Here is an 18,844-nt window from a genome sequence, read left to right as displayed (position 1 = left end):
TCAGGCTCCGGTTCTTGTCTTGGCGGTTTCGGGGTCGATGAGAGGCACGCGCTCGCCGGAGCGGATCACGGAGGGGTCGTAGGCCTTGCGGGCGAAGACTTCGAGCACGAAGGGCCAGAAGAATTCGATCGGCAGCGTGTCGTAGTCCGGGTCGAAGCTCGACTGGTCCCAGCGTTCGCAAAACTGGTCGCAATCGTCGAAATAGGCATGGCCGGCGAAGCGGTCGCGAGCATGGCGGTTGCCGCCGAGATGATGCGCGTAATAGAGCCGCTGGAAGTCGCCATGCTTTTCCACCACCCAGGTGCATTGCTCGCGCACGAAAGGTTTCAGGATCGAGGCGGCGTATTCGTCGTGATTGTACGGTGCGTAGATGTCGCCGATGTCGTGCAGCAGCGCGCAGGCGATCCAGTCGGTGTCGGCGCCGTCACGCCAGGCCCGCGTCGCCGCTTGCAGCGAATGGCCGAGCCTGGTGATCTTGTAGCCCGACAGGCCTTCGTCGAGTTGCACCAGTGCGTCGAGCAGCCGCTCGCCGGTCCTGGCGGCATAGTCGATCTCATGGGCGGTCAGGAACTCATAGTCTTGCCTGTCGCCATCCTTCATCGCAGTGAATTTGACGGTAGCCATGATCCGCTCCCGTCTTAAGCAGCCGCTGCGATCGGCGCCCGCTTGGTGAGGTTGAGCTTCCTGCGCACTTCCTCCGGCCCCAAAATCCTGGCGCCGAGATTGGTGACGATGCTGGCGGCGCGCTCGACCAGCTGCGCATTGGTGGCCAGCACGCCCTTGTCGAGCCAGAGATTGTCTTCGAGACCGACGCGAACATTGCCGCCGGCGAGCACTGCAGCGGCTGCATAGGCCATCTGGTTGCGGCCGATGGCGAAGGCCGACCAGTTCCAGGTCGACGGCACGTTGTTAACCATGGCCATGAAGGTGTTGAGGTCGTCCGGCGCCCCCCACGGCACACCCATGCAGAGCTGCACCAGCGCGTCGGGATTCAAGATAGTTTCTTCGACCAGCTGCTTGGCGAACCAGAGGTGGCCGGTATCGAAGGCTTCGATCTCCGGCTTGACGCCGAGCGCCGTCATCATGCCGCCCATTGCGCGCAGCATGCCGGGCGTGTTGGTCATGACATAATCGGCCTCGGCGAAGTTCATGGTGCCGCAATCCAGCGTGCAGATTTCTGGCAGGCACTGGCGCACATGTTCCATGCGGTTGGTGGCGCCGCCCATATCGGTGCCTTTTTCATTGAGCGGCAGCGGCGCTTCCGGTGAGCCGAACACCATGTCGCCGCCCATCCCGGCGGTCAGGTTCAGGATCACATCGACTTCTGCCGCGCGGATGCGGTCCGTCACTTCGCGGTAGAGATGGACATCGCGGCGCGGCTTGCCGGTCTCGGGGTCGCGGACATGGCAGTGGACGATGGCGGCGCCGGCCTTGGCCGCATCGATCGCCGAATCGGCGATCTGCTTGGGCGAGCGTGGCACATGCGGGGAGCGGTCCTGCGAGCCGCCGGACCCGGTCACGGCACAGGTAATGAAAACCTCACGGTTCATCGCGAGCGGCATGGACATCTCCTCCCCATAGAAACAGACCCTAACAATGACCGACTTGCCGGAAACTGTTTTGCAATTTACGAAGCTCTCGTGATCAAAAGCGAAAAACCGACCATCTTTCGCGCTGAGCGATCGCCGCTCAAGGTGACGCTGCTGGTGTTTTCAGGCTCGTCCATCATGTGCGTGGCGTCGACCGTCGACCCGCTGCGCGCCGCCAACCGCATCTCAGGCGAGACGCTGTTCGATTTCAAACTGGTCTCGGTCACCGGCGAGGCGCCGGTCACCACATGCGGCCTGCCGGTGGCGGTCAGGGGCCGCTTCGATGCGGCCGAGCCGACCGACGTGCTTGTCGTCGTCGCCGGCTTCGGCACCCAGAATTACGCGACATCGGCTCTGCTTTCCGGATTACGGCGAGCGGCCCGCGCGGCTCGCGCCTGCGGCGGCGTCGAGGCCGGCACATGGCTGGTGGCGCGCGCCGGCCTCCTCGAAGGCCGCAGCGCCACCACCCATTGGGAAGACATGGAGGATTTTTCCTCCGCCTTTCCCGGCGTCGACGTGCGTCCGGACCGCTACGTCATCGACGGACCGGTGTTCACCTCGGGCGGGGCGTCGCCGACCTTCGACCTGATGCTGCATCTGACCCGCACCCGGCTCGGCATGGCCGTCGCGCTCGATGTCGCCAGCGTCTTCATCTACGACCAGGCGCGCGCCGCGACCGACGCGCAGCCGCTGGTCTCGCTCGGCCGGCTCGACGGCTACGACCCGCGTCTGGCGCAGGCTATCCGGCTGATGGAATCGCATGTCGACCAGCCGCTGACCATCGACGCGGTGGCAAAACGCGCCGGGGTGACGGCGCGGACATTGGAGAGCATTTTTCGCAAGTCGATCGGCGAGACGCCGGGCGCATATTATCTCAGGCTGCGGCTGGGCGCGGCGCGGCGGCTGGTGGTCGACACGCGGATCGCCATGGCGGATATTGCCGGGCGGACGGGGTTCTCGTCCGCCGCGGCATTTTCCAGAGCGTTTTCAAGAGCGTTCGGCGAAGCCCCGGTCAGGCTGCGCCGAGGTTGATGCATGTCGCCCAAAAGTGTGTCGCGGTTTTGGGATTACGACATGCACAGACAAAGGGAGATCAGGCTGCGTTCTGTCGATCGCTGCCGGCGTCCATCTGCGAGCGCATCTGCCTCGCCAGACGGACTTCAAATCGGCTGCTGACAGCACGATCCCATTCGTTTTTCACGCTGTCGGTCGGCCGCGGCAGCGCCATCAGCCGGTCGATGATCGATCCGGTCTCGCCGGATGAGAGCAGGGCGTCGATTTCGCGTTCATGCTGCATATCGGTTCGCCTCCTTCCTTTTCACCCGCCACAACCGCATCCTTATACGAGATACGTGACGGCAGTTTGAAGGCAAGAGCGAGGTCATTGAGGGGCGCCAAAGGGCAAACCCTTGTCGTCGGATAGGGTCTTGCGCAAACCCCATTCCGGGGCGACCGGAATGTTATCCAGCCACCCTTGAGCACAACGAATCGGCTTTCCGCCCTCAGACGTAGCGGTTGACGATGTTTTCCAGCAACTCCTGGCGGCCGGAGCGTGGCTGCGGCTCGATCTTCTTCTTCACCACGCGCTCGGCGATGTCTTCCAGCGAGCGCTTGCCCGACAGCATCGCCTTGCCCTCGGCCGTGTTCCAACCGGCATAGCGCTCGGCCAGCGGACCCGACAGCGCCTTGTCCTCGACCATCTTGGCGGCTGCCTTGAGGCCTCGTGCGCAGGAATCCATGCCGCCGATATGGCCGATCAGCAGGTCCTGCGGGTCGAGCGACTGGCGGCGCAGCTTGGCGTCGAAATTGGTGCCGCCGGTCTTGAAGCCGCCGGCCTGCAACACCTGGTAATAGGCCAGCGCCATCTCGGGCACATTGTTGGGGAACTGGTCGGTGTCCCAGCCCGACTGGTAGTCGTTGCGGTTCATGTCGATCGAGCCGAAGACGCCGAGCGCATTGGCCAGCGCCAGCTCGTGCTCGAAGGAATGGCCGGCAAGAATCGCGTGGCCCTGCTCGATGTTGAGCTTCACTTCCTTCTCCAGCCCGAAGCGCTTGAGGAAACCGTAGACCGTGGCGACGTCGTAGTCGTACTGATGCTTGGTCGGTTCCTGCGGCTTCGGCTCGATCAGGATCGTGCCTTTGAAGCCAATCTTGTGCTTGTAATCGACGACGAGATTGAGGAAGCGCCCGGCCTGCTCCTGCTCGCGGGCAAGATCGGTGTTGAGCAGCGTTTCATAGCCCTCGCGCCCGCCCCACAGTACATAATTCTCGCCCTTCAGCCGCTTGGTGACGTCGATGCAGCTTTTCACCGTCGCCGCCGCATAGGCGAAGACATCCGGATCGGGATTGGTGGCGGCGCCCGACATGAAGCGGCGGTTGGAGAACAGGTTGGCCGTGCCCCAGAGCAGCTTGACGCCGGTCTTCTTCATCTTGGCGGCAAAATAGTCGGCGATCTCGTCGAGCCGCGCGGCACTTTCGGAGAAATCCTTTCCCTCGGGCCGCACGTCGGCGTCGTGGAAGCAGAAATAGGGGGCGCCGAGCAGCGAGAACATCTCGAAGGCGACGTCAGCTTTCAGCTTGGCCAGCTCCATCGTGTCGATGCCGCCAGCCTTGGGAAACCAGGGCCGGTCGAAGGTCTGGCCGCCAAAGGGATCGCCGCCCGGCCAGGCGAAAGAATGCCAGTAGGCGACGGCGAAGCGCAGATGGTCTTCCAGCCGTTTGCCGGCCACCACCTCGTCGGGATTGTAGAAGCGGTAGGCCAGCGGATTGGTCGAATCCGGCCCCTCATACTTGATCGCTTTGATGTCGCCGAAAAATCCGCTGCTCATGATTTCTGTCCTCTCTCGAATAGTTCGCCCTGATTACCTCAGGCGTAATTGGTTTCGCTCTCGCTTGGGGTGAAAAGGCTCGTGTCAAAGCCACTCAACGAAGGAGACAGACCATGACCGACCTCAACACGATCGCCGAGAACTACATCACCGCCTGGAACGAGGCCGATGCGGATCGCCGTGCCGAACTGCTCAAGGCCACCTTCACCGAAGACGTCAGCTACCGCGATCCGCTCATGCAGGGCGACGGCCACGCCGGCATTGCTGGGCTGATCGACGGCGTACAGCAGCGCTTCGCCGGCTTCCGGTTCTCGCTGAAGGGTACGCCGGACGGGTTTGGCGACCGCATCCGCTTCTCGTGGAATCTTGGGCCGGAAGGCGTGCCGTCGGTTATCGAAGGCACCGATATCGGTGTTATCGAAAATGGGCGCCTGAAGAGCGTCACCGGGTTTCTGGACAAGGTGCCGGCGCAGTGATCGATTAAGGGTGGCGCGAGACACCCCCCTCTGCCCTGCCGGGCATCTCCCCCGCAAGGGGGGAGATTGGCTGGCATCCACGCCTTCGCTAATCACCCACCTTACAAGACTGGCATACCCGCCGACGCTGCCGATCTCCCCCCTTGCGGGGGAGATGCCCGGCAGGGCAGAGGGGGGTGCCTCGCGCTCACTCACGCCATGGCGCCCTTGATCGCCGGATACAGCGCCCGGTAGCGCTGATAGGCATCGGCATACGCCCCGCCAAGCGGGACATCCGGTTCGATCGTCGCATCCGTCCTCGGCGCCGTACACACCGCCAGCGGATCGGCTCCGATTGCAGCGATCAGACCAAGCCTCGCCGCGCCAAAGGCAGCACCGAAATCGCCGTCGGCCGGAATGTCCACGGGCACCTGCAGCGCCGTAGCGATCGCCTTCAGCCAGTAGCGCGAGCGCGAGCCGCCGCCGATCGCGGTTACCCGGGTCAAATCCGTGCCGGCGGTCTTCAGGGCTTCGAGACTGTCCCGGAATGCGAAGGCAACGCCCTCGAGCACGGCTTGCGTCAGCACCGCGCGGCTCGACTCATGCGCCAGTCCGGTGAAGGACCCACGAACGGCGGAATCATTATGCGGCGTGCGCTCGCCCGAGAGATAGGGCAGGAACGACACCCCGCTCGGCGCTTTCAGCACATCGCCAAGTTCGGCGGTCAATTCGCCGGCCTTCTTGCCTGAAATCTCCGACAGCCAGTTCAGCGAATCGGTCGCAGACAGGATGACCCCCATCTGGTGCCAGGTGTTGGGCAGGGCATGGCAGAAGGTGTGCACCGCGCTGGCCGGATTGGGCAGATAGGACGCGTTGGCGGCAAACAGCACGCCAGATGTGCCCAGCGACACAAAAGCGTGGCCGGCGCCGACCGTGCCCATGCCGCAGGCCGAAGCAGCATTGTCGCCGGCGCCGCCGGCAACCGGGGTGCCCGATGCTATGCCCCAGCTGGCGGCCAGTTCGGCGCGCAAGGCTCCGGCCTTCTCCGTGCCTTCGACCAGCGACGGCATCTGCCTTTCGTCGAGCGATGTCGCCGCAAGCAACTCGGGGGACCAGCGCCGTTTGCCGACATCGAGCCAGGAGGTGCCGGCCGAGTCGGACATTTCTGAGATATGCTCGCCGGTCAGCCACAGCCGCAGGAAATCCTTCGGCAAAAGCACCTTCGCCACTTTGGCGAAGACGGAGGGCTCATTGTTCTTCACCCAGGCGAGTTTCGGCGCCGTGAAGCCGGGGAAGACGATATTCCCGGTGAGTTGGCGAAAGCGCGGGTCGGCATCGAGCGCCGCGGCCTCAGCGTGGCTGCGCGTATCATTCCACAGAATGCAGGGGCGCAGCACCTGGTCGCCGGAATCGAGCAAGGTGGCGCCATGCATATGGCCGGAAAGGCCGATGCCCTTGACCGCGGCAAGCTCTTTCGGGTGCGAGGCTTTCAGCTCGGCAATGGCCGTCTCGCAGGCGCGGATCCAGTCCGTGGGGTTTTGTTCGGACCAGCCGGGATGCGGCCGCGATACGTCAAGCGAAGCATGGCCGGAGCCGATGATCTTCTGCCCGGCATCGATCAACAGCGCCTTGACGCCCGACGTGCCGAGATCGAGGCCGAGATACATGCATTCCTCCCATTGCCATTAATTTTTTCGGGTCTCGAAAAAATCTGGCTTGCCAGTTTTTAAAACAAGATCCGCCGCGGGTCAATTCTCTGACAAATTGGCGGCGCGTTGCGAAAACAGCGCCGACAGCGGACTGTCCGGCCGGGCCAGTGCGCGCTCGGCCGTCAACGCCCGGGCAAGCGCTGTGTCGCCGGCGCGCAACGCCGCCTCGATCAACGAGAGATCAATCACATCGCGCTGGGCGTGGCTGCCGCCAAAGCGATGGGCAATGGCGCGGATCGGTCGAATCAGGCGCACCGCTTCGCTGTAATTGCCCTCGCCGAATGCCTTGATGCCTTCCGTCAGTGGCTGGCCGACATCCCGGGTGAAGGCGGCGTTGTCGTCGCTGGCGCGCATCGCCTCATGCTGGGCTTCGAGCAAGATCTTGACCGGCGCTTCGAGACCGGCGCCGACGAATGCCATCATCGCATGCGCATCGTTGAAGGCGTAATTGCCGGCTCCAGCCTTGGGCGCCCAGTTGGCAGCGAGCGCTGCCCAGCGGTCGCCGACATCGACACCGCCGAGATAAAGCCGCCACAGGATCGCAGAGGCGTCGACCATGTTCAGCGCCAGCGTCGAACGCTCGCCATAGATCGGCCCGTCATAGAGCTTGAGCACCTCGTCGATCTCGCCGAGATCGTAGTGGAACAGCGCCAGATGCCACCAATTATGCACCTGCAGGAAGCTTTCTTTGGTCCACGCCTCGGGGTTGGCGCGCATCCAGGCGATGCCGTCGCGTTGCCGGCTCTGCATCTCCATGACATGGGCGACCGCATGCTGCGCCCAGCCGTCTCGCGGCTCGATCTCGATCGCCTGTCGGCCGAAACTTTCGGCTCTGATATAGTCGCCCATCTCCTCGAGACCGAAGGCCTGCATACCGAGAATGGCGTGGTAACCTGGCATGCCGCTCTGCCAGGACGGCAGCGCGCGGCTGATACGGTCGCGCAGCATGCGGGCATTGCCGGTGAAGAAGTCGATCTGGTGGCCGACCTGCAACGCCACCGCGTCGAGCGGGTTGTCGATGGCGATATCTTCGAGCAGGCGCGCGGCGTCATGCCAGCGTCCCTCGGCAAGGTGGCCAAGGGCCGCCACATGCGCCTGTTCGCGCGGCGTCGCGGCAAGCGGCAGTGCCGCAGCATGGCATGCCTGGGTGACCGCCATTGCCTCGCGTTCGGTGGCGAGGCCGAACAAATACCCCTTGAAGACATGCGCCATAACGAAACCGGGATCTGCCGATATGGCGCGGTCAACGGAGCCGACCGGGTCGCCGACGAAGCATTGCAATTCATGAACGGCCTGGTTGTAGGGTGAAAACCCGGCCTCGGTCGCGCCCGAAAACATTAGGCCGAATGGATCTCTTACTGCCATATCGGCCCTGATGCTCCGCAGTTCCTAATGGCCCGAGCGCATCGCCACCGTGGCGATCCCGGCGCCGACCAGCAGCGTGCCGCCGGTGCGGTTGAAGATGCGGATCGCCTTGGGGTTGCGTACGACGTTGCGGGCGCGCGCCGCAATCAGCGCGTAGCCGAAGGCATTGGCGAAGGCGAGCGCCAGGAAGGTCGTTTCGAAGATCAGCATCTGTGTCCAGAAATCGGCTTCCCGATTGAGGAACTGCGGCAGGAAGGCGACAAAGAAGGTGATGCTCTTCGGGTTGAGTGCGGTGACCAGCCAGGCGTGCGCCATCATCTTGGCGGCCGAGACGGCATCTGTGCGTGGTTCGGCTTTGAGCGCGCCGCCGGCGCGAAACAGTTTTACCCCGAGATAGATCAGATAGCAGGCGCCGATCAGCTTCAGAATGGTGAACACGGTCGCCGACGCGGCCAGCAGCGCGCCGATGCCCAGCATCGACAGGGTCATGGCGGTGAAGTCCCCCAGCGCCACGCCGACGGCCATCGGCAAGGCAGTGCGCCAGCCCTGGCCCAGCGCATAGGACACGACCAGAAGAATGGTCGGGCCCGGAATGATGAGCAGGACGGTGGAGGCGGCGGCGAAGGCGGCCCAGTTTTCGAACGACATCTTTGTCTCCTTGAGCGCAAAGAAAAGGATAAATCCTCGTGTGCGGAGGAATGTAAAGAGCCCTCTCCCAAAAATGCACGGCGGACCATTTCGCCCGACCGCTGCGGCTATTGGCGGCACAAGTTTAATGCCGGTTGTTGGGCCTTCACCCTTTTTCAACCATGTTTGGCGAAACTGCCTGCTATCCGGCCGGACCGTGTTTCCCGCCGACAGCGTAGGGTTTGGGTGCATGCGTGAGTTGCCGCAGAATGTGACGCCGCCAGCAAATGGCGACGCAAACGAGACCGAACATCTCTATTCCCGCCGCTTCGTCCTGTCAGGGGCCGGCGCCATGACGCTGCTCGGCATGGCCGGCTGCAGCACTTCGACGCTCGAGCTGCCGCAATTCCAGCTGGATGACACGGTCACCGGCTCGGTGCGGCCGATCCGTCCGGCGATCAGCGTCGACAAGAACGTCACCGGCCCCGATGTCATGTACGCTTCGCTCAACGATGGCGGCTTCGAAGTGCCGGCGGTGCCCTATCAGAAGGTCAAGCCGGAGTTCCGCCGCCAGATCGTCGTCAACGAGACCGGCGAGGCGCCCGGCACGATTGTCGTCCATCTGCAGGAGCGAAAGCTCTATCTGGTGCAGGAGGGCGGCGACGCCATCCGCTACGGCGTCGGCATCGGCAAGGACGGCTTCCGCTGGTCCGGCCGCGCCAACATCCAGTACGGCAAGGAATGGCCGAACTGGACGCCGCCGCCGGAGATGATCCAGCGCAAGCCGGAACTGGTGAAATGGCAAAACGGCCAGCCCGGTGGCCTCACCAACCCGCTCGGCGCACGCGCTCTTTACATCTACCAGGACGGCAAGGACACCGGCTACCGCATACACGGTTCGCCGGAATGGGCGAGCATCGGCCAGGCGATGTCGTCGGGCTGCGTGCGCCTGATCAACCAGGATATCATCGACCTCTACAGCCGCGTTTCCAAGAAGAACCCGGTCGTCGTCGTCTGATCCTGTGCGGCGGTTTGGCGCCGCTGGAAACTCCCGTTGCGCGATGCGGCAAGCTAGGCCAAGGTGCCTTGAAAACCACAGCGCCGGGAGAAATCGAGCATGGCTGGAACGTTTGTCATCGCACAGGGTGGCGGCCCGACCGCCGTCATCAACCAGACGGTTGTCGGGGCCACGCTGGAAGTCCGCAAGCGCCATCCCGGCGCCAAGGTGCTGGGCTCGCTCCACGGCGTGCGCGGCATTCGTGACGGCAACTATGTCGACCTCTCCGCCATCCCAGAGGACCGGCTGCGGCTGATCGCCGGCACGCCGAGTGCCGCGCTAGGCTCGACGCGCGACAAACCGGATGCCGCCTATTGCGAGGTCATCCTCAAGGGCCTGAAGAAGGCCGGCGCGGACGCCTTCATCTATATCGGCGGCAACGACACGTCGGGCACGCAGCAGATCCTGACCGACGCAGCCGGCGGCAGCATCGCTTTCGTCCATGCGCCAAAAACCATCGACAACGACCTCGAGGAAAACGACCACACGCCGGGCTTCATCTCGGCGGCCGAATTCGTCGCCGGCGCCTTCCTGTCCGTCGATCTCGATTTCCGCGCATTGCCCGGCATCTATGTCGGCATCGTCATGGGCCGGCATGCCGGCTTCCTCACCGCGGCGGCTGCAGCCTGGCAGCTCGATCCCGACAGCGGCCCGCATCTGGTCTACGTGCCGGAACGGCCGTTCTCCGCCGCCGGTTTCATCGACGACGTGCGCGCCACGCTCGACCGCCACAAGCGTTGCATCGTCGCCGTCTCCGAAGGAGTCAGCACCGCCGACGGCAAGGCGCTGGTCGAAAGCCTGGTGCCGCCGGACAAGCTCGAGCGCGACGCGCATGGCAACGTCAAACTGTCGGGCAGCGACCTGCCGTCAGCTCTGGAACGTGCGCTCGCCGAAGGCCTGCCGGGCAAGCGCGCCCGCGTCGATGCGCTTGGCTACATGCCGCGCGGCTATGTCGGCGCGATCAGCGCCGTCGACGCGCGGGAGGCTTTCGACGCCGGCGCCTTCGCGGTTGCCGTTGCCGGCGAAGGCGGTGGCTCGGTGGCGCTGCAATATGACGGCACGAAAACCGTGCTGAAGAAGGTGCCGCTGAAGAACGTCGCCGGCAAGACGCGCCATATGCCCGACGATTTCATGAAGCCCGATGTCAACCAGCTGTCGGAAGCGGGCATGGCTTACCTGAAGCGGCTGGTGCCGGAAAAATACAAGGTGGGAAAGCCCTTCGTCTGATGGGCGGCCGTTTTGGCGGCACCCGTTTTGGTGGCGAGCGCGTTGTCGGCGACTGGTTCGGCAAGACGATCATCGACGACCGCACGACGATGCTGACCGAGCCGTTCGTGCATGATTTCGTGCGCGCCAACATCTGGCATTTCAGGGGACGCGACGCCGACCTGCTGGTCGACACCGGCATGGGCATCTGCCCGCTGGCGCCTGAGATCGACACGCCCGAGGGCAAGCCGCTCATCGTTGTCGCCACCCACATCCATCTCGACCATGTCGGCTCGCTGCACGAGTTTCCGCTGCGCGCCGGGCCGCGGCACAGTGCCGAGCATTTCGAGACCATGAACGAGGCAGTGACCTACGCCTACATGTTTTGTAATCTCGACGGCGCCGTTTCGAAATTGCCGACGCCGGGCTGGACGGCGGCCGACTACAAGATCCCGCCGGCGCCGCTGACGCGCACGCTGGACGAGGGCGACGTCGTCGACCTCGGCGACCGGCAGTTCCGCGTCCTGCATCTGCCCGGACATTCGCCGGATTCGATCGCTTTGTTCGAAGAGACGGACGGGTTGTTCTTTGCCGGCGACGCCATCTACGATTCCATGCTGATCGACGACCTGCCGGATTCCTCCCGGCCTGATTATCGCCGTACCATGCAGCGGCTCCTCGATCTGCCTGTCCGTCTCGGCCATGGCGGCCATGGGCCGAGCTTCGACGGCAACCGGATGCGCGAGATCGCCACAACCTATCTCAGGCGCACCGAAGGCCGCTGACGACATTGTGATCGGAACCAGCGTGGCGCCGTGGTCGAGCGCGTCAATCCGGACAAGGCAGCCGCCAATGCGGGCCTGCAGCCGGGCGGCGTCATCGTCGCCGTCGACCAGTCGCCGGTGCGGAATGCGCGGCAAGCCAACCAGGCGATCGCCGAGGCCGGCAGATCGGGCCGGAAGTCGGTGCTGCTTTTGATCGATCGCGGCGACGCGCAAATCTTCGTCGCCGTATCCTTCGCCGCCGGTTGAGACATCATGGCAGGCTCGCCGGACCACCGACAGGCCTGCCGCACGGCCGCCGAAATTCCTATTGCCCGCCGCGACATCTTCGAGAACATTACGGCAGGCCGGCAATGGCCTGCTAAAAACGGACAGTCAAATGGTCACTCGCGGTTTTTCCTCCGGTCGAAAGCCTCCGACGGAGACCGATGCGCGCATTCCGCCCGGTCAGTATCTCGAACAGGGCTTTCCGGTGCTGTCGGCGGGGCCGACGCCGCGCGTGCGCACCGAGGACTGGTCGTTCACGCTCAAGCACGGGCCACGCCCGATCAAGAAGTGGAACTGGGCCGAGTTCAACGCGCTGCCCTTGACCAAGATGACGCGCGACATCCATTGCGTTACCGCCTGGACCAAGTTCGATACCGCCTGGCAAGGCGTGCTGGTCGACGATATCCTTGCCGATGCCGGCATCGAAGCGCCGACCGGCTTCCTGCTGGCGCATGGCTATGACGGCTATACCGCCAACGTGCCGGCCAAGGATCTCACCGAGGGGAAGGCGATGGTGGCGCTGCTTTATGAAGGCAAGCCGATCACGGCCGACCATGGCGGCCCGGCGCGGCTCCTGGTGCCGCATCTCTACTTCTGGAAATCGGCCAAATGGCTGAACGGGCTGCAGTTCACCGAGCGCGACGAGCCGGGCTTCTGGGAATTGCGCGGCTATCACATTTATGGCGACCCGTGGCGCGAGCAGCGCTATAGCGGCGATCCATGAGCGAAGCGCCGCAATCTCCCTGGCAGACGGCGAAAATCACCCGGATCGAAAAGCGGACGCCACGCGTTGCTAGTTTCTTCTTCGCGCTGTCACGGCCATTCGCCTATCGCGCCGGACAGCATGTCGATGTCAGGCTGACTGCGCCTGACGGCTACCAGGCGCGCCGCTCCTATTCCATCGCCTCGGCGCCGGAGAGCGGCGCCACGATCGAGCTGGTGATCGAGAAGCTCGACGATGGTGAAGTCTCGCCCTTCTTCCACGACATCGCCGCTGTCGGTGACGAGATCGAACTGCGCGGGCCGCTCGGGCCATTTCGTCTGGTCCGATGGGGATGGCGGGCCGCTGCTTCTGGTCGGCGGCGGCTCCGGCGTGGTGCCGCTGATGGCGATGGTGCGGCATAGAACCTTGCGCAAATCGGCGGTGCCGGTGGCGCTGATGTTTTCGGTGCGGGTCTCGGACGAGGTGATCTTCCGCGACGAGCTGATCGGCCTCGGCGACGGCCGCGACGGGTTCGAGCTGGTGCTGACGCTGACACGCGAGGCGGCACGGCGCCCGTCCGACTATTCGAGGCGCATCGACACGGCAATGGTCATGCAGGCGCTCACGCGGCTGCCGCGGCCGCCGGCGCTCGCCTTCGTCTGCGGGTCGAACACCTTCGTCTCGGCGGCTGCCCGGGCGCTGATCGACGCCGGCATACCAGCGGAAATCATCCGCACCGAGCGCTATGGCGTCTGAGAGGGCCACAGTGGTTCACCGTTTCATGGAGACAGCGACCCGCTCTCAGGCGGGTGAAAACCTTGCCGACAGCAATTGGAACGGCAGCGCGCCATAGGCGGCGACTTCGGCCTCATTGTCCCAGTTGCGGAACTGGCGCGATGGCCGTGCCTCGATCACCAGAGGCCGGCCGGTGTCGTCCACCGTTACCTTGCCGCGAAAGCGCAGCACACGTCCGCCGCCGGCGCGGCTGATCACCATGGAACGCAAGCGGGCGACGTGACCGCTGCCGGCATTGATTTCCATCTCGATGCGGCGGCGGACTGGCGGAACGACGATCCTGACGGTGACGTCCAGCATCATCTCTCCAGTCCTGTCCGGACGCGGCAGGGCCTGAGAAAGCGCGGACGGTTCCGGCGTCGCTCTTGCCTTGCGCAATGTCGGCCTGCCGCGCCAGACGGCAGCAGGCGTCGGATGCTGCAGTCGGCCCTTCTTGCGTTTCAGGCGCAACTGCTTGGCAAAGCCGCGCGACAGCCAGACGAGACCGCCGAAATCGGTGCGCGGCTTGGCCTGCAGCACCGAGGACCAGCGCGACAGGCCGGCGTGATCGGCGTTCGCAACCGTCCGTGCCAGTTCAGCCGGCGGCACTGCAATGCCGATTTCCAGGCTGAGGTAGGACAGCGCCACCGCCGCGGCTACGGCCAGGTGGCGCCTGGCGACGATATCGGCGAACACGTCCCAGTCGACCTCGTCGCCCTCGATGGCGACGGCGCAGTCGACCAGCCAGTCGCTGTGGGTGTGGGCATCGAGGCCGCCATGTGCGATGGCGAGCGCCATGCGGTCGGCCGGAGAGGGAACAAGCACGCGGACGCCATTGAAATCGGCTGACAGCGCCCGCTGCCAGATCGCCAGATCATCTTCCGCGCTTTGCTGCGACCCGTCATAAGCGAGCTGGTGCAGGTCGATGTCGCCGAAACTGCCCTTGAAAAAATTCATCGAACGCAAGGACGCCAGCCTGGTGCGCAGATATTGCGGACTGACGCCGGTGGCGATCTGCCAGTCGCGTTCGCTAAGCACATCGAAGGCGGCAATCATGGCCTGCGGGCGCATCAGTATGTCGATGTCATGCGCCACCCGGCCGCGCTGCGCCGACGCGTTAACGGCGATCCGGCTGGCGCCTTTGATTAGCATCACCGCGCAGCCGGCGTCGATCATGGCCTGTAGCGCCGGCTCGGCCTCGCGCGCAGCCAGCCGCGATTTGGTCCACAGCATCTTTTGCAGGCCGACAAGACGTGGATAGGCCGGATGCCCAGCGAGCTTGCGGCCGAACCTGTCGGAGATCGCGGCCAGCAGCCGATGCTCTCGGAAGGCAACATGGTCGATATCGTTCTCGTCGAGCCAGCGCGCCGCGTAACGCCCTGCCGCTTCTTCATCGGGCAGCAATGCGGCCTTCAGCAGCTGGTCGAGTCCGCCAGTTGGCCATGACCAACCATAGTCCGGAAACCGACGGCCGATACGGCGCATGGCATTGGCCATCAGTCGGCGCTCGCCTTTTTCGCTGCTCGCCTTTGCATGGCCAGCCTTACGACTTCGACATAACCGCGGTCGCGCACGGGGTCGCGTCCATAGGACATGCTGTCGGGCCGGATGCGGCGCAAGGTCAGGACATCGTCGAGCATGGCAAGCGCAAAGCCCGCCTCGCGGGCACGGGCGATCCAGTCGACCATGTCGCCGCGACCGCCTTGCGGGTCGATGATCGGACCGACGGCCTCGGCTACCTCCCGGCGGATCATCATCGTCGTGCGCGACCAGCCCGCCACCGCCACGTCCTGTTGCACATCGGGCTTGTCATCGCGAAACGTCCGCCAGTGGGCAAAGACTCCTGCCGTCGCGGGAAACCGCTCGAAATGCTCCAGCTGCCTTTCGATCTTGGTCGGCAGCCACAGATCGTCCGCATCGAGCGTGGCGACGAAGGGCGTCGCCAGCGCGGCGATGCCCCTGGTGGTGGCGCTGCCTGGTCCGGCATTGTCCTGGCGCAACACCTGCACCGGCATGCCCAGCGCATTGACCACCGCGACCGTATCGTCGGTCGAGCCGTCATCGACGACGATTATGGCGTCGGGCTGGACCGTCTGGGCCGCGACCGATCGCAGCGTCTCGGCGATGGTGGCGGTCGCGTTGAAGGCCGGAATGACGACGCCGTAGCTGGCCATCACAGGAAACGCCAATTCGCAAGTTCCTTGAAATCGAAGATGCCGTCGACAGGGTGCAAGGAGCGGTCGGCCTCGCGCCGTTTCATCGACTTGTAGACGGCGCGCATGAATTCGCGAAAAGGAACATCGGCCTGCCTGGTCATGTTGCCGGGATGGCGCCGGTAATAGAGCGCAACAGTGTCGGGCATCGTGAATTTCGGCCCGCTTTCGAAAGTGCGCAGCAGATAGTCGGTGTCCTCGGCCTGGTGGAAATCCTCGTCGAAGCTGCCGATGCGTTCGACCAACCGCCGGACGAAGATAGCGGGCGACAGGTGAATGCCGCGAACCGTCACCGAGTGGCTGTCGGCTGTCGGCTCCAGCGTATCGTCATCTATGTCGTCGACCAGCGTCATGCGCGAATAGGTGAGCTCGAGGGTGGGGTCTGCGTCGAAACAGGCCAGATCCGGCTTGAAGCGGCCCGGCGGGGAAATGTCGTCGGAATCGAGAAACGATACCAGCCCGGTCTGCGGCAGCAATTGCCGCAAGCCCGCGTTGCGTGCCCGCGTCACCCCGGCATTCTGCTGCTGGAAAAGGCGAATGCACGGCGCCTCCGCGATCAGCGAGCGCACGACCGCCACCGAACTGTCGGTCGAACCGTCATCGATAACGATGATGTCGAGATCGGCGGCATCGCGCTGCCTCAGCAGCGAGCGCAGCGCCGAGCCGACATGGCGTTCGCGGTTGTAGACCGGCATGATCACGCTCAGCTTCACGCACGCATTCCAGGCTGTGATCTGTTCATTCTTTCACCACTCTGCCGGGCGCTTGATCTCGAAAAGCCCCTCGACCGGGCGCCGCGACGGATCGGCCTTGCGCCGCCGCAAGGATTTCTGAATTACACGTAGATATTCGCGCACCGCCACATCCCTTTGCTTGGTCAAATTGCCGGGGTGGCGCCGGTAGTATACCGCGACGGTGTCGGGAAAAATGTGCTTTGGGCTGGTTTCGAAAATGCGCAGCAGATAGTCGGCGTCTTCGCCCTGCCGGAACTCCTCGTCGAAAGCACCGGTACGGTCGATGAGTGCCCTGCGGAATATCCCGGCACTAAGGCTGACGCCGCGCACGGTACGACCTGCGCCGCCCGGCGCCGGCTGCAGGGCTTCGTCATCCATGAGATCGACGCGCGTCATCAGCGAGTAGGTCAGCTCGAGCGCAGGGTCGGCCGCGAACAGGGGTAGGCCAGCCTTGAATCGTCCAGCCGGCGAGACGTCGTCCGAATCCAGGAACGACACCAGTTCGGTTTGCGGCAGCAACTGCTTCAGCCCTGTGTTGCGCGCGTTGGCCACGCCCTGGTTGGCCTGCTGGAACAGGCGGATGCGCGACGCTTCCCGCATGATGGCGCGGACTGCTTCAACGGAGCTGTCCGTCGAGCCGTCGTCGACAACGATGATATCGAGATCGGCATCGTCGCGTTGCCTGAGCAGGGACCGCAACGTCGAAACGACATAGATCTCCCGATTGTACACCGGCACAATGATGCTCAACTTCATGCAGCGCCCCGAAGGACGAAATCCGCAATCGTGCCGGCGATCTCGCGCGGCTCGGTCCCCAGCGACAGCCGGTAGCATGGCAGGTCGCGGGTAAGCTCGCTGAAAAAGCGAAAGCCCGCTTCCCGTTCGCCCGGCATCTGCACGATGCCGGACGGCGCCAGGGCAATCATGGCATCCTTGCGCGATATGGGCATGACCGAGCTTCTCGCACCTCCCCTGATATGGGGCACTATCAAAGCAATAATGTCCAGACTTGCAGGAGTTGGTCGAGGCGCGATCTCGTCGATGTGAAAGGCATGCTTGCCTTGCCAGTTCAGCGGTTGGTACGACTCTAGCCGCTCCTCCAGCTTCAGCCGCCTGAAGCCCTCCGGATCCTGCTTGAGCGTGGCAAACAGCGGATAGGCCGTCACCCCCTCGGTCCGGTCGATCAGCACATAGTCGTCGCCGACGCTATCGAGCCCATTGAGCAGGCCGGCGACGACCGTTCCCGATTTGCCGGCTCCGCCAGAGCCCGCCAGCAGCACGCCCTTGCCATCGATGCCCAGCGTGCCGGCATGGGTAAGCCGCATGCCGCGCGCCGCATATTCCCAATGCAGGAAGGCGCGCAGCGGCGCCCCTTGTTCCCATGGCGGAAAGGCCTTGGCCGACATCATCAGCTGCGCCCCGACATGGCGTTGCGGATCATGGAACTGCCAGAAGTCGAGGTCATGATAGTAGCTGCCGCGCAATCCGGCCTCTTCCAGCCGGTTGGCAAAGGCATGATGGTTGTAATCGCCTCGGCCCCAGGTGCCCGGGGCGGGGACGCCATCGATGCCCGGGTGGGCGACGAAAATGCGGCAGCCGTCAGATGCAGACGGATTGCCCGGAGCCGGTATGAAGGCATGGCCGATGGTATCTGCCAGCGTGCCATGGTCGAGATGGACACTCAGGTCCAGCCCCGGCAACCGGACGCTGGCGGCAACGGGATAGAAGGCGGCGGCGCTTTCCGCGGCCGCCAGCACATGGCGGGCATAATCCGGCAGGGTTTGCAGCGTGATCAAAGGCATGTGTTGGTTGTTCAGCGTCCAGAATTGCGCCGGGTCGCCTGATGCATGTCGCTCGGGGCGGCCCCGGTTTTGAGACGACGATATGCATAAAATCAAAGATCTAAGCGCGTCGCCTGAGTCCGTTCAAACGCGACGCGCTTTAGGGAAACGATTATGCCTGTTTCACCGCCGGCCAGCCGAGAGGTTCCTCGACCTCATGGATCGGGTCGACAATGATGAGATCGGCAAGGTCGTCATGGACCTCGACCTTGAGCGGCTCATTGCTGGCAGCAAGCGCGGCCGACAGCTCGCCTGAAAGCGGTTGCGCCGGTGTTTCGGCTGGCGCAAGCAACCCGAAATCGAGCAGTCGGGCAACGAAGCTTTCGAGGTCGGCCAGGCTTATTTTTGCGGCGCCCGCGGCAGCTCCGACCAGCGCTTCAGTGGCGACGCCGGACGACAAAGCCTGCCAGACCCGGCTGCCGGAATCGGAAAAGCCGAAATACTTACCGTTCGAAAGATCGAGAACGACGGCTTCGCCATCGAATGATTCGAAAACGATGTCCTTGCTTGCGACCGCGTAGACCCGCTGTTGCATCGCTCTGTCCCCCGTTCCATGCGCTCATGAAGGGATGCGCCGGTTTCACGGTCTGCCAGCCCTTCCTAAGTGCGTCTAAATCACTCGGCCTATGCTTGGCAAGACAAAGACCCGCGAACACAACGCCTGCGTCGGCGACCGTTGCGGCGAAGTCGACCG

At 64.1% G+C, this 18,844-nt stretch carries 19 protein-coding genes and 2 pseudogenes; 8 read left to right on the top strand and 13 right to left on the bottom strand.

Translation table 11 applies throughout. The features are described from left to right. Both ACYG97_RS26185 and ACYG97_RS26180 read right to left on the bottom strand, forming a co-directional pair. Window positions 1-624 (bottom strand): HD domain-containing protein, encoded by a 624-nt coding sequence (locus ACYG97_RS26185; protein ID WP_023732589.1) that lies wholly within the window; start codon window positions 622-624, stop codon window positions 1-3. Window positions 625-638: 14 nt separating this feature from the next. Then, complete coding sequence (locus ACYG97_RS26180; protein ID WP_023732590.1) at window positions 639-1,562, bottom strand: beta-keto acid cleavage family enzyme; 924 nt, start codon at window positions 1,560-1,562, stop codon at window positions 639-641. Window positions 1,563-1,640: 78 nt separating this feature from the next. Here ACYG97_RS26180 and ACYG97_RS26175 point away from each other — a divergent pair, with 78 nt between their 5' ends. Next, window positions 1,641-2,621 carry a GlxA family transcriptional regulator gene (locus tag ACYG97_RS26175; RefSeq protein ID WP_023732591.1) on the top strand — a complete coding sequence of 327 codons (981 nt, stop codon included), beginning with the start codon at window positions 1,641-1,643 and terminating at the stop codon, window positions 2,619-2,621. Between the two features lie 61 nt (window positions 2,622-2,682). On the opposite strand, the gene ACYG97_RS26170 is transcribed toward ACYG97_RS26175, so the two are convergent. Beyond that, complete coding sequence (locus tag ACYG97_RS26170) at window positions 2,683-2,886, bottom strand: hypothetical protein (protein ID WP_023668865.1); 204 nt, start codon at window positions 2,884-2,886, stop codon at window positions 2,683-2,685. Between the two features lie 205 nt (window positions 2,887-3,091). Then, entirely contained in the window at window positions 3,092-4,417 is a 1,326-nt protein-coding gene (gene xylA / locus ACYG97_RS26165; protein WP_023732592.1) for a xylose isomerase, read from the bottom strand. 113 nt (window positions 4,418-4,530) lie between these two features. Here xylA and ACYG97_RS26160 point away from each other — a divergent pair, with 113 nt between their 5' ends. Then, window positions 4,531-4,893 carry a nuclear transport factor 2 family protein gene (locus ACYG97_RS26160; protein WP_023732593.1) on the top strand — a complete coding sequence of 121 codons (363 nt, stop codon included), beginning with the start codon at window positions 4,531-4,533 and terminating at the stop codon, window positions 4,891-4,893. Window positions 4,894-5,084: 191 nt separating this feature from the next. Here ACYG97_RS26160 and xylB read toward each other — a convergent pair whose 3' ends face one another. The 3 genes from xylB to ACYG97_RS26145 form a co-directional block, all read right to left on the bottom strand. Then, entirely contained in the window at window positions 5,085-6,539 is a 1,455-nt protein-coding gene (gene xylB, locus ACYG97_RS26155) for a xylulokinase (RefSeq protein WP_023732594.1), read from the bottom strand. A gap of 81 nt (window positions 6,540-6,620) precedes the next feature. Next, window positions 6,621-7,946, bottom strand: coding sequence for a tetratricopeptide repeat protein (locus tag ACYG97_RS26150; RefSeq protein WP_023732595.1), 1,326 nt, complete (start codon window positions 7,944-7,946; stop codon window positions 6,621-6,623). Between the two features lie 24 nt (window positions 7,947-7,970). Continuing rightward, complete coding sequence (locus ACYG97_RS26145) at window positions 7,971-8,594, bottom strand: LysE family translocator (protein WP_023732596.1); 624 nt, start codon at window positions 8,592-8,594, stop codon at window positions 7,971-7,973. Between the two features lie 229 nt (window positions 8,595-8,823). Between ACYG97_RS26145 and ACYG97_RS26140 the strand changes: the two genes are divergently transcribed. From ACYG97_RS26140 to ACYG97_RS26115, 6 genes and pseudogenes are all read left to right on the top strand, one after another. Then, complete coding sequence (locus tag ACYG97_RS26140; protein ID WP_023732597.1) at window positions 8,824-9,591, top strand: L,D-transpeptidase; 768 nt, start codon at window positions 8,824-8,826, stop codon at window positions 9,589-9,591. 99 nt (window positions 9,592-9,690) lie between these two features. Continuing rightward, complete coding sequence (locus ACYG97_RS26135; protein ID WP_023732598.1) at window positions 9,691-10,857, top strand: diphosphate--fructose-6-phosphate 1-phosphotransferase; 1,167 nt, start codon at window positions 9,691-9,693, stop codon at window positions 10,855-10,857. Further along, window positions 10,857-11,621: an MBL fold metallo-hydrolase gene (locus ACYG97_RS26130; protein WP_050587501.1), complete on the top strand. Its 765-nt coding sequence runs from the start codon at window positions 10,857-10,859 to the stop codon at window positions 11,619-11,621. The genes ACYG97_RS26135 and ACYG97_RS26130 overlap by 1 nt, the downstream gene beginning before the upstream one ends. Window positions 11,622-11,648: 27 nt before the next feature. Then, window positions 11,649-11,867: pseudogene (locus ACYG97_RS26125) on the top strand (PDZ domain-containing protein); the annotation flags it as partial. Window positions 11,868-11,997: 130 nt separating this feature from the next. Continuing rightward, window positions 11,998-12,609, top strand: coding sequence for a molybdopterin-dependent oxidoreductase (locus ACYG97_RS26120; RefSeq protein WP_023690266.1), 612 nt, complete (start codon window positions 11,998-12,000; stop codon window positions 12,607-12,609). Then, a pseudogene (locus tag ACYG97_RS26115) lies at window positions 12,606-13,344 on the top strand (FAD-binding oxidoreductase). Before ACYG97_RS26120 ends, ACYG97_RS26115 begins: the two are co-directional and overlap by 4 nt. 45 nt (window positions 13,345-13,389) lie before the next feature. Here the strand turns inward: ACYG97_RS26115 and ACYG97_RS26110 are convergent. From ACYG97_RS26110 to ACYG97_RS26085, 6 genes are all read right to left on the bottom strand, one after another. Beyond that, window positions 13,390-14,859 (bottom strand): nucleotidyltransferase family protein, encoded by a 1,470-nt coding sequence (locus ACYG97_RS26110; protein WP_023690264.1) that lies wholly within the window; start codon window positions 14,857-14,859, stop codon window positions 13,390-13,392. Next, the gene (locus ACYG97_RS26105) at window positions 14,859-15,551 is read right to left on the bottom strand and encodes a glycosyltransferase family 2 protein (RefSeq protein ID WP_245260725.1); all 693 of its coding nucleotides are present in this window, start codon (window positions 15,549-15,551) and stop codon (window positions 14,859-14,861) included. Before ACYG97_RS26105 ends, ACYG97_RS26110 begins: the two co-directional genes overlap by 1 nt. Then, window positions 15,536-16,288 (bottom strand): glycosyltransferase family 2 protein, encoded by a 753-nt coding sequence (locus ACYG97_RS26100; protein WP_023690262.1) that lies wholly within the window; start codon window positions 16,286-16,288, stop codon window positions 15,536-15,538. Before ACYG97_RS26100 ends, ACYG97_RS26105 begins: the two co-directional genes overlap by 16 nt. Before the next feature lie 33 nt (window positions 16,289-16,321). After that, window positions 16,322-17,065, bottom strand: a complete 744-nt coding sequence (locus tag ACYG97_RS26095; RefSeq protein ID WP_023690261.1) for a glycosyltransferase family 2 protein — start codon at window positions 17,063-17,065, stop codon at window positions 16,322-16,324. Continuing rightward, window positions 17,062-18,111, bottom strand: a complete 1,050-nt coding sequence (locus tag ACYG97_RS26090) for a hypothetical protein (RefSeq protein WP_023690260.1) — start codon at window positions 18,109-18,111, stop codon at window positions 17,062-17,064. Before ACYG97_RS26090 ends, ACYG97_RS26095 begins: the two co-directional genes overlap by 4 nt. A gap of 151 nt (window positions 18,112-18,262) precedes the next feature. Beyond that, window positions 18,263-18,685 (bottom strand): PqqD family protein, encoded by a 423-nt coding sequence (locus tag ACYG97_RS26085; RefSeq protein WP_023690259.1) that lies wholly within the window; start codon window positions 18,683-18,685, stop codon window positions 18,263-18,265. Window positions 18,686-18,844: the final 159 nt, after the last annotated feature.

The organism is Mesorhizobium sp. W067 (assembly GCF_054719525.1).
The sequence above is the reverse complement of the archived record's forward strand: the minus strand, read 5'-3'. Positions and strand labels throughout refer to the sequence as shown.

Bases quoted from the DNA above. Each gene is read 5' to 3' on its own strand.
- ACYG97_RS26185 (WP_023732589.1), bottom strand. From the start codon at position 624: ATGGCTACCGTCAAATTCACTGCGATGAAGGATGGCGACAGGCAAGAC.
- ACYG97_RS26180 (WP_023732590.1), bottom strand. From the start codon at position 1,562: ATGCCGCTCGCGATGAACCGTGAGGTTTTCATTACCTGTGCCGTGACC.
- ACYG97_RS26170 (WP_023668865.1), bottom strand. From the start codon at position 2,886: ATGCAGCATGAACGCGAAATCGACGCCCTGCTCTCATCCGGCGAGACC.
- xylA (WP_023732592.1), bottom strand. From the start codon at position 4,417: ATGAGCAGCGGATTTTTCGGCGACATCAAAGCGATCAAGTATGAGGGG.
- ACYG97_RS26160 (WP_023732593.1), top strand. From the start codon at position 4,531: ATGACCGACCTCAACACGATCGCCGAGAACTACATCACCGCCTGGAAC.
- xylB (WP_023732594.1), bottom strand. From the start codon at position 6,539: ATGTATCTCGGCCTCGATCTCGGCACGTCGGGCGTCAAGGCGCTGTTG.
- ACYG97_RS26150 (WP_023732595.1), bottom strand. From the start codon at position 7,946: ATGGCAGTAAGAGATCCATTCGGCCTAATGTTTTCGGGCGCGACCGAG.
- ACYG97_RS26145 (WP_023732596.1), bottom strand. From the start codon at position 8,594: ATGTCGTTCGAAAACTGGGCCGCCTTCGCCGCCGCCTCCACCGTCCTG.
- ACYG97_RS26140 (WP_023732597.1), top strand. From the start codon at position 8,824: ATGCGTGAGTTGCCGCAGAATGTGACGCCGCCAGCAAATGGCGACGCA.
- ACYG97_RS26135 (WP_023732598.1), top strand. From the start codon at position 9,691: ATGGCTGGAACGTTTGTCATCGCACAGGGTGGCGGCCCGACCGCCGTC.
- ACYG97_RS26130 (WP_050587501.1), top strand. From the start codon at position 10,857: ATGGGCGGCCGTTTTGGCGGCACCCGTTTTGGTGGCGAGCGCGTTGTC.
- ACYG97_RS26120 (WP_023690266.1), top strand. From the start codon at position 11,998: ATGGTCACTCGCGGTTTTTCCTCCGGTCGAAAGCCTCCGACGGAGACC.
- ACYG97_RS26110 (WP_023690264.1), bottom strand. From the start codon at position 14,859: ATGGCCAATGCCATGCGCCGTATCGGCCGTCGGTTTCCGGACTATGGT.
- ACYG97_RS26095 (WP_023690261.1), bottom strand. From the start codon at position 17,065: ATGAAGTTGAGCATCATTGTGCCGGTGTACAATCGGGAGATCTATGTC.
- ACYG97_RS26090 (WP_023690260.1), bottom strand. From the start codon at position 18,111: ATGCCTTTGATCACGCTGCAAACCCTGCCGGATTATGCCCGCCATGTG.
- ACYG97_RS26085 (WP_023690259.1), bottom strand. From the start codon at position 18,685: ATGCAACAGCGGGTCTACGCGGTCGCAAGCAAGGACATCGTTTTCGAA.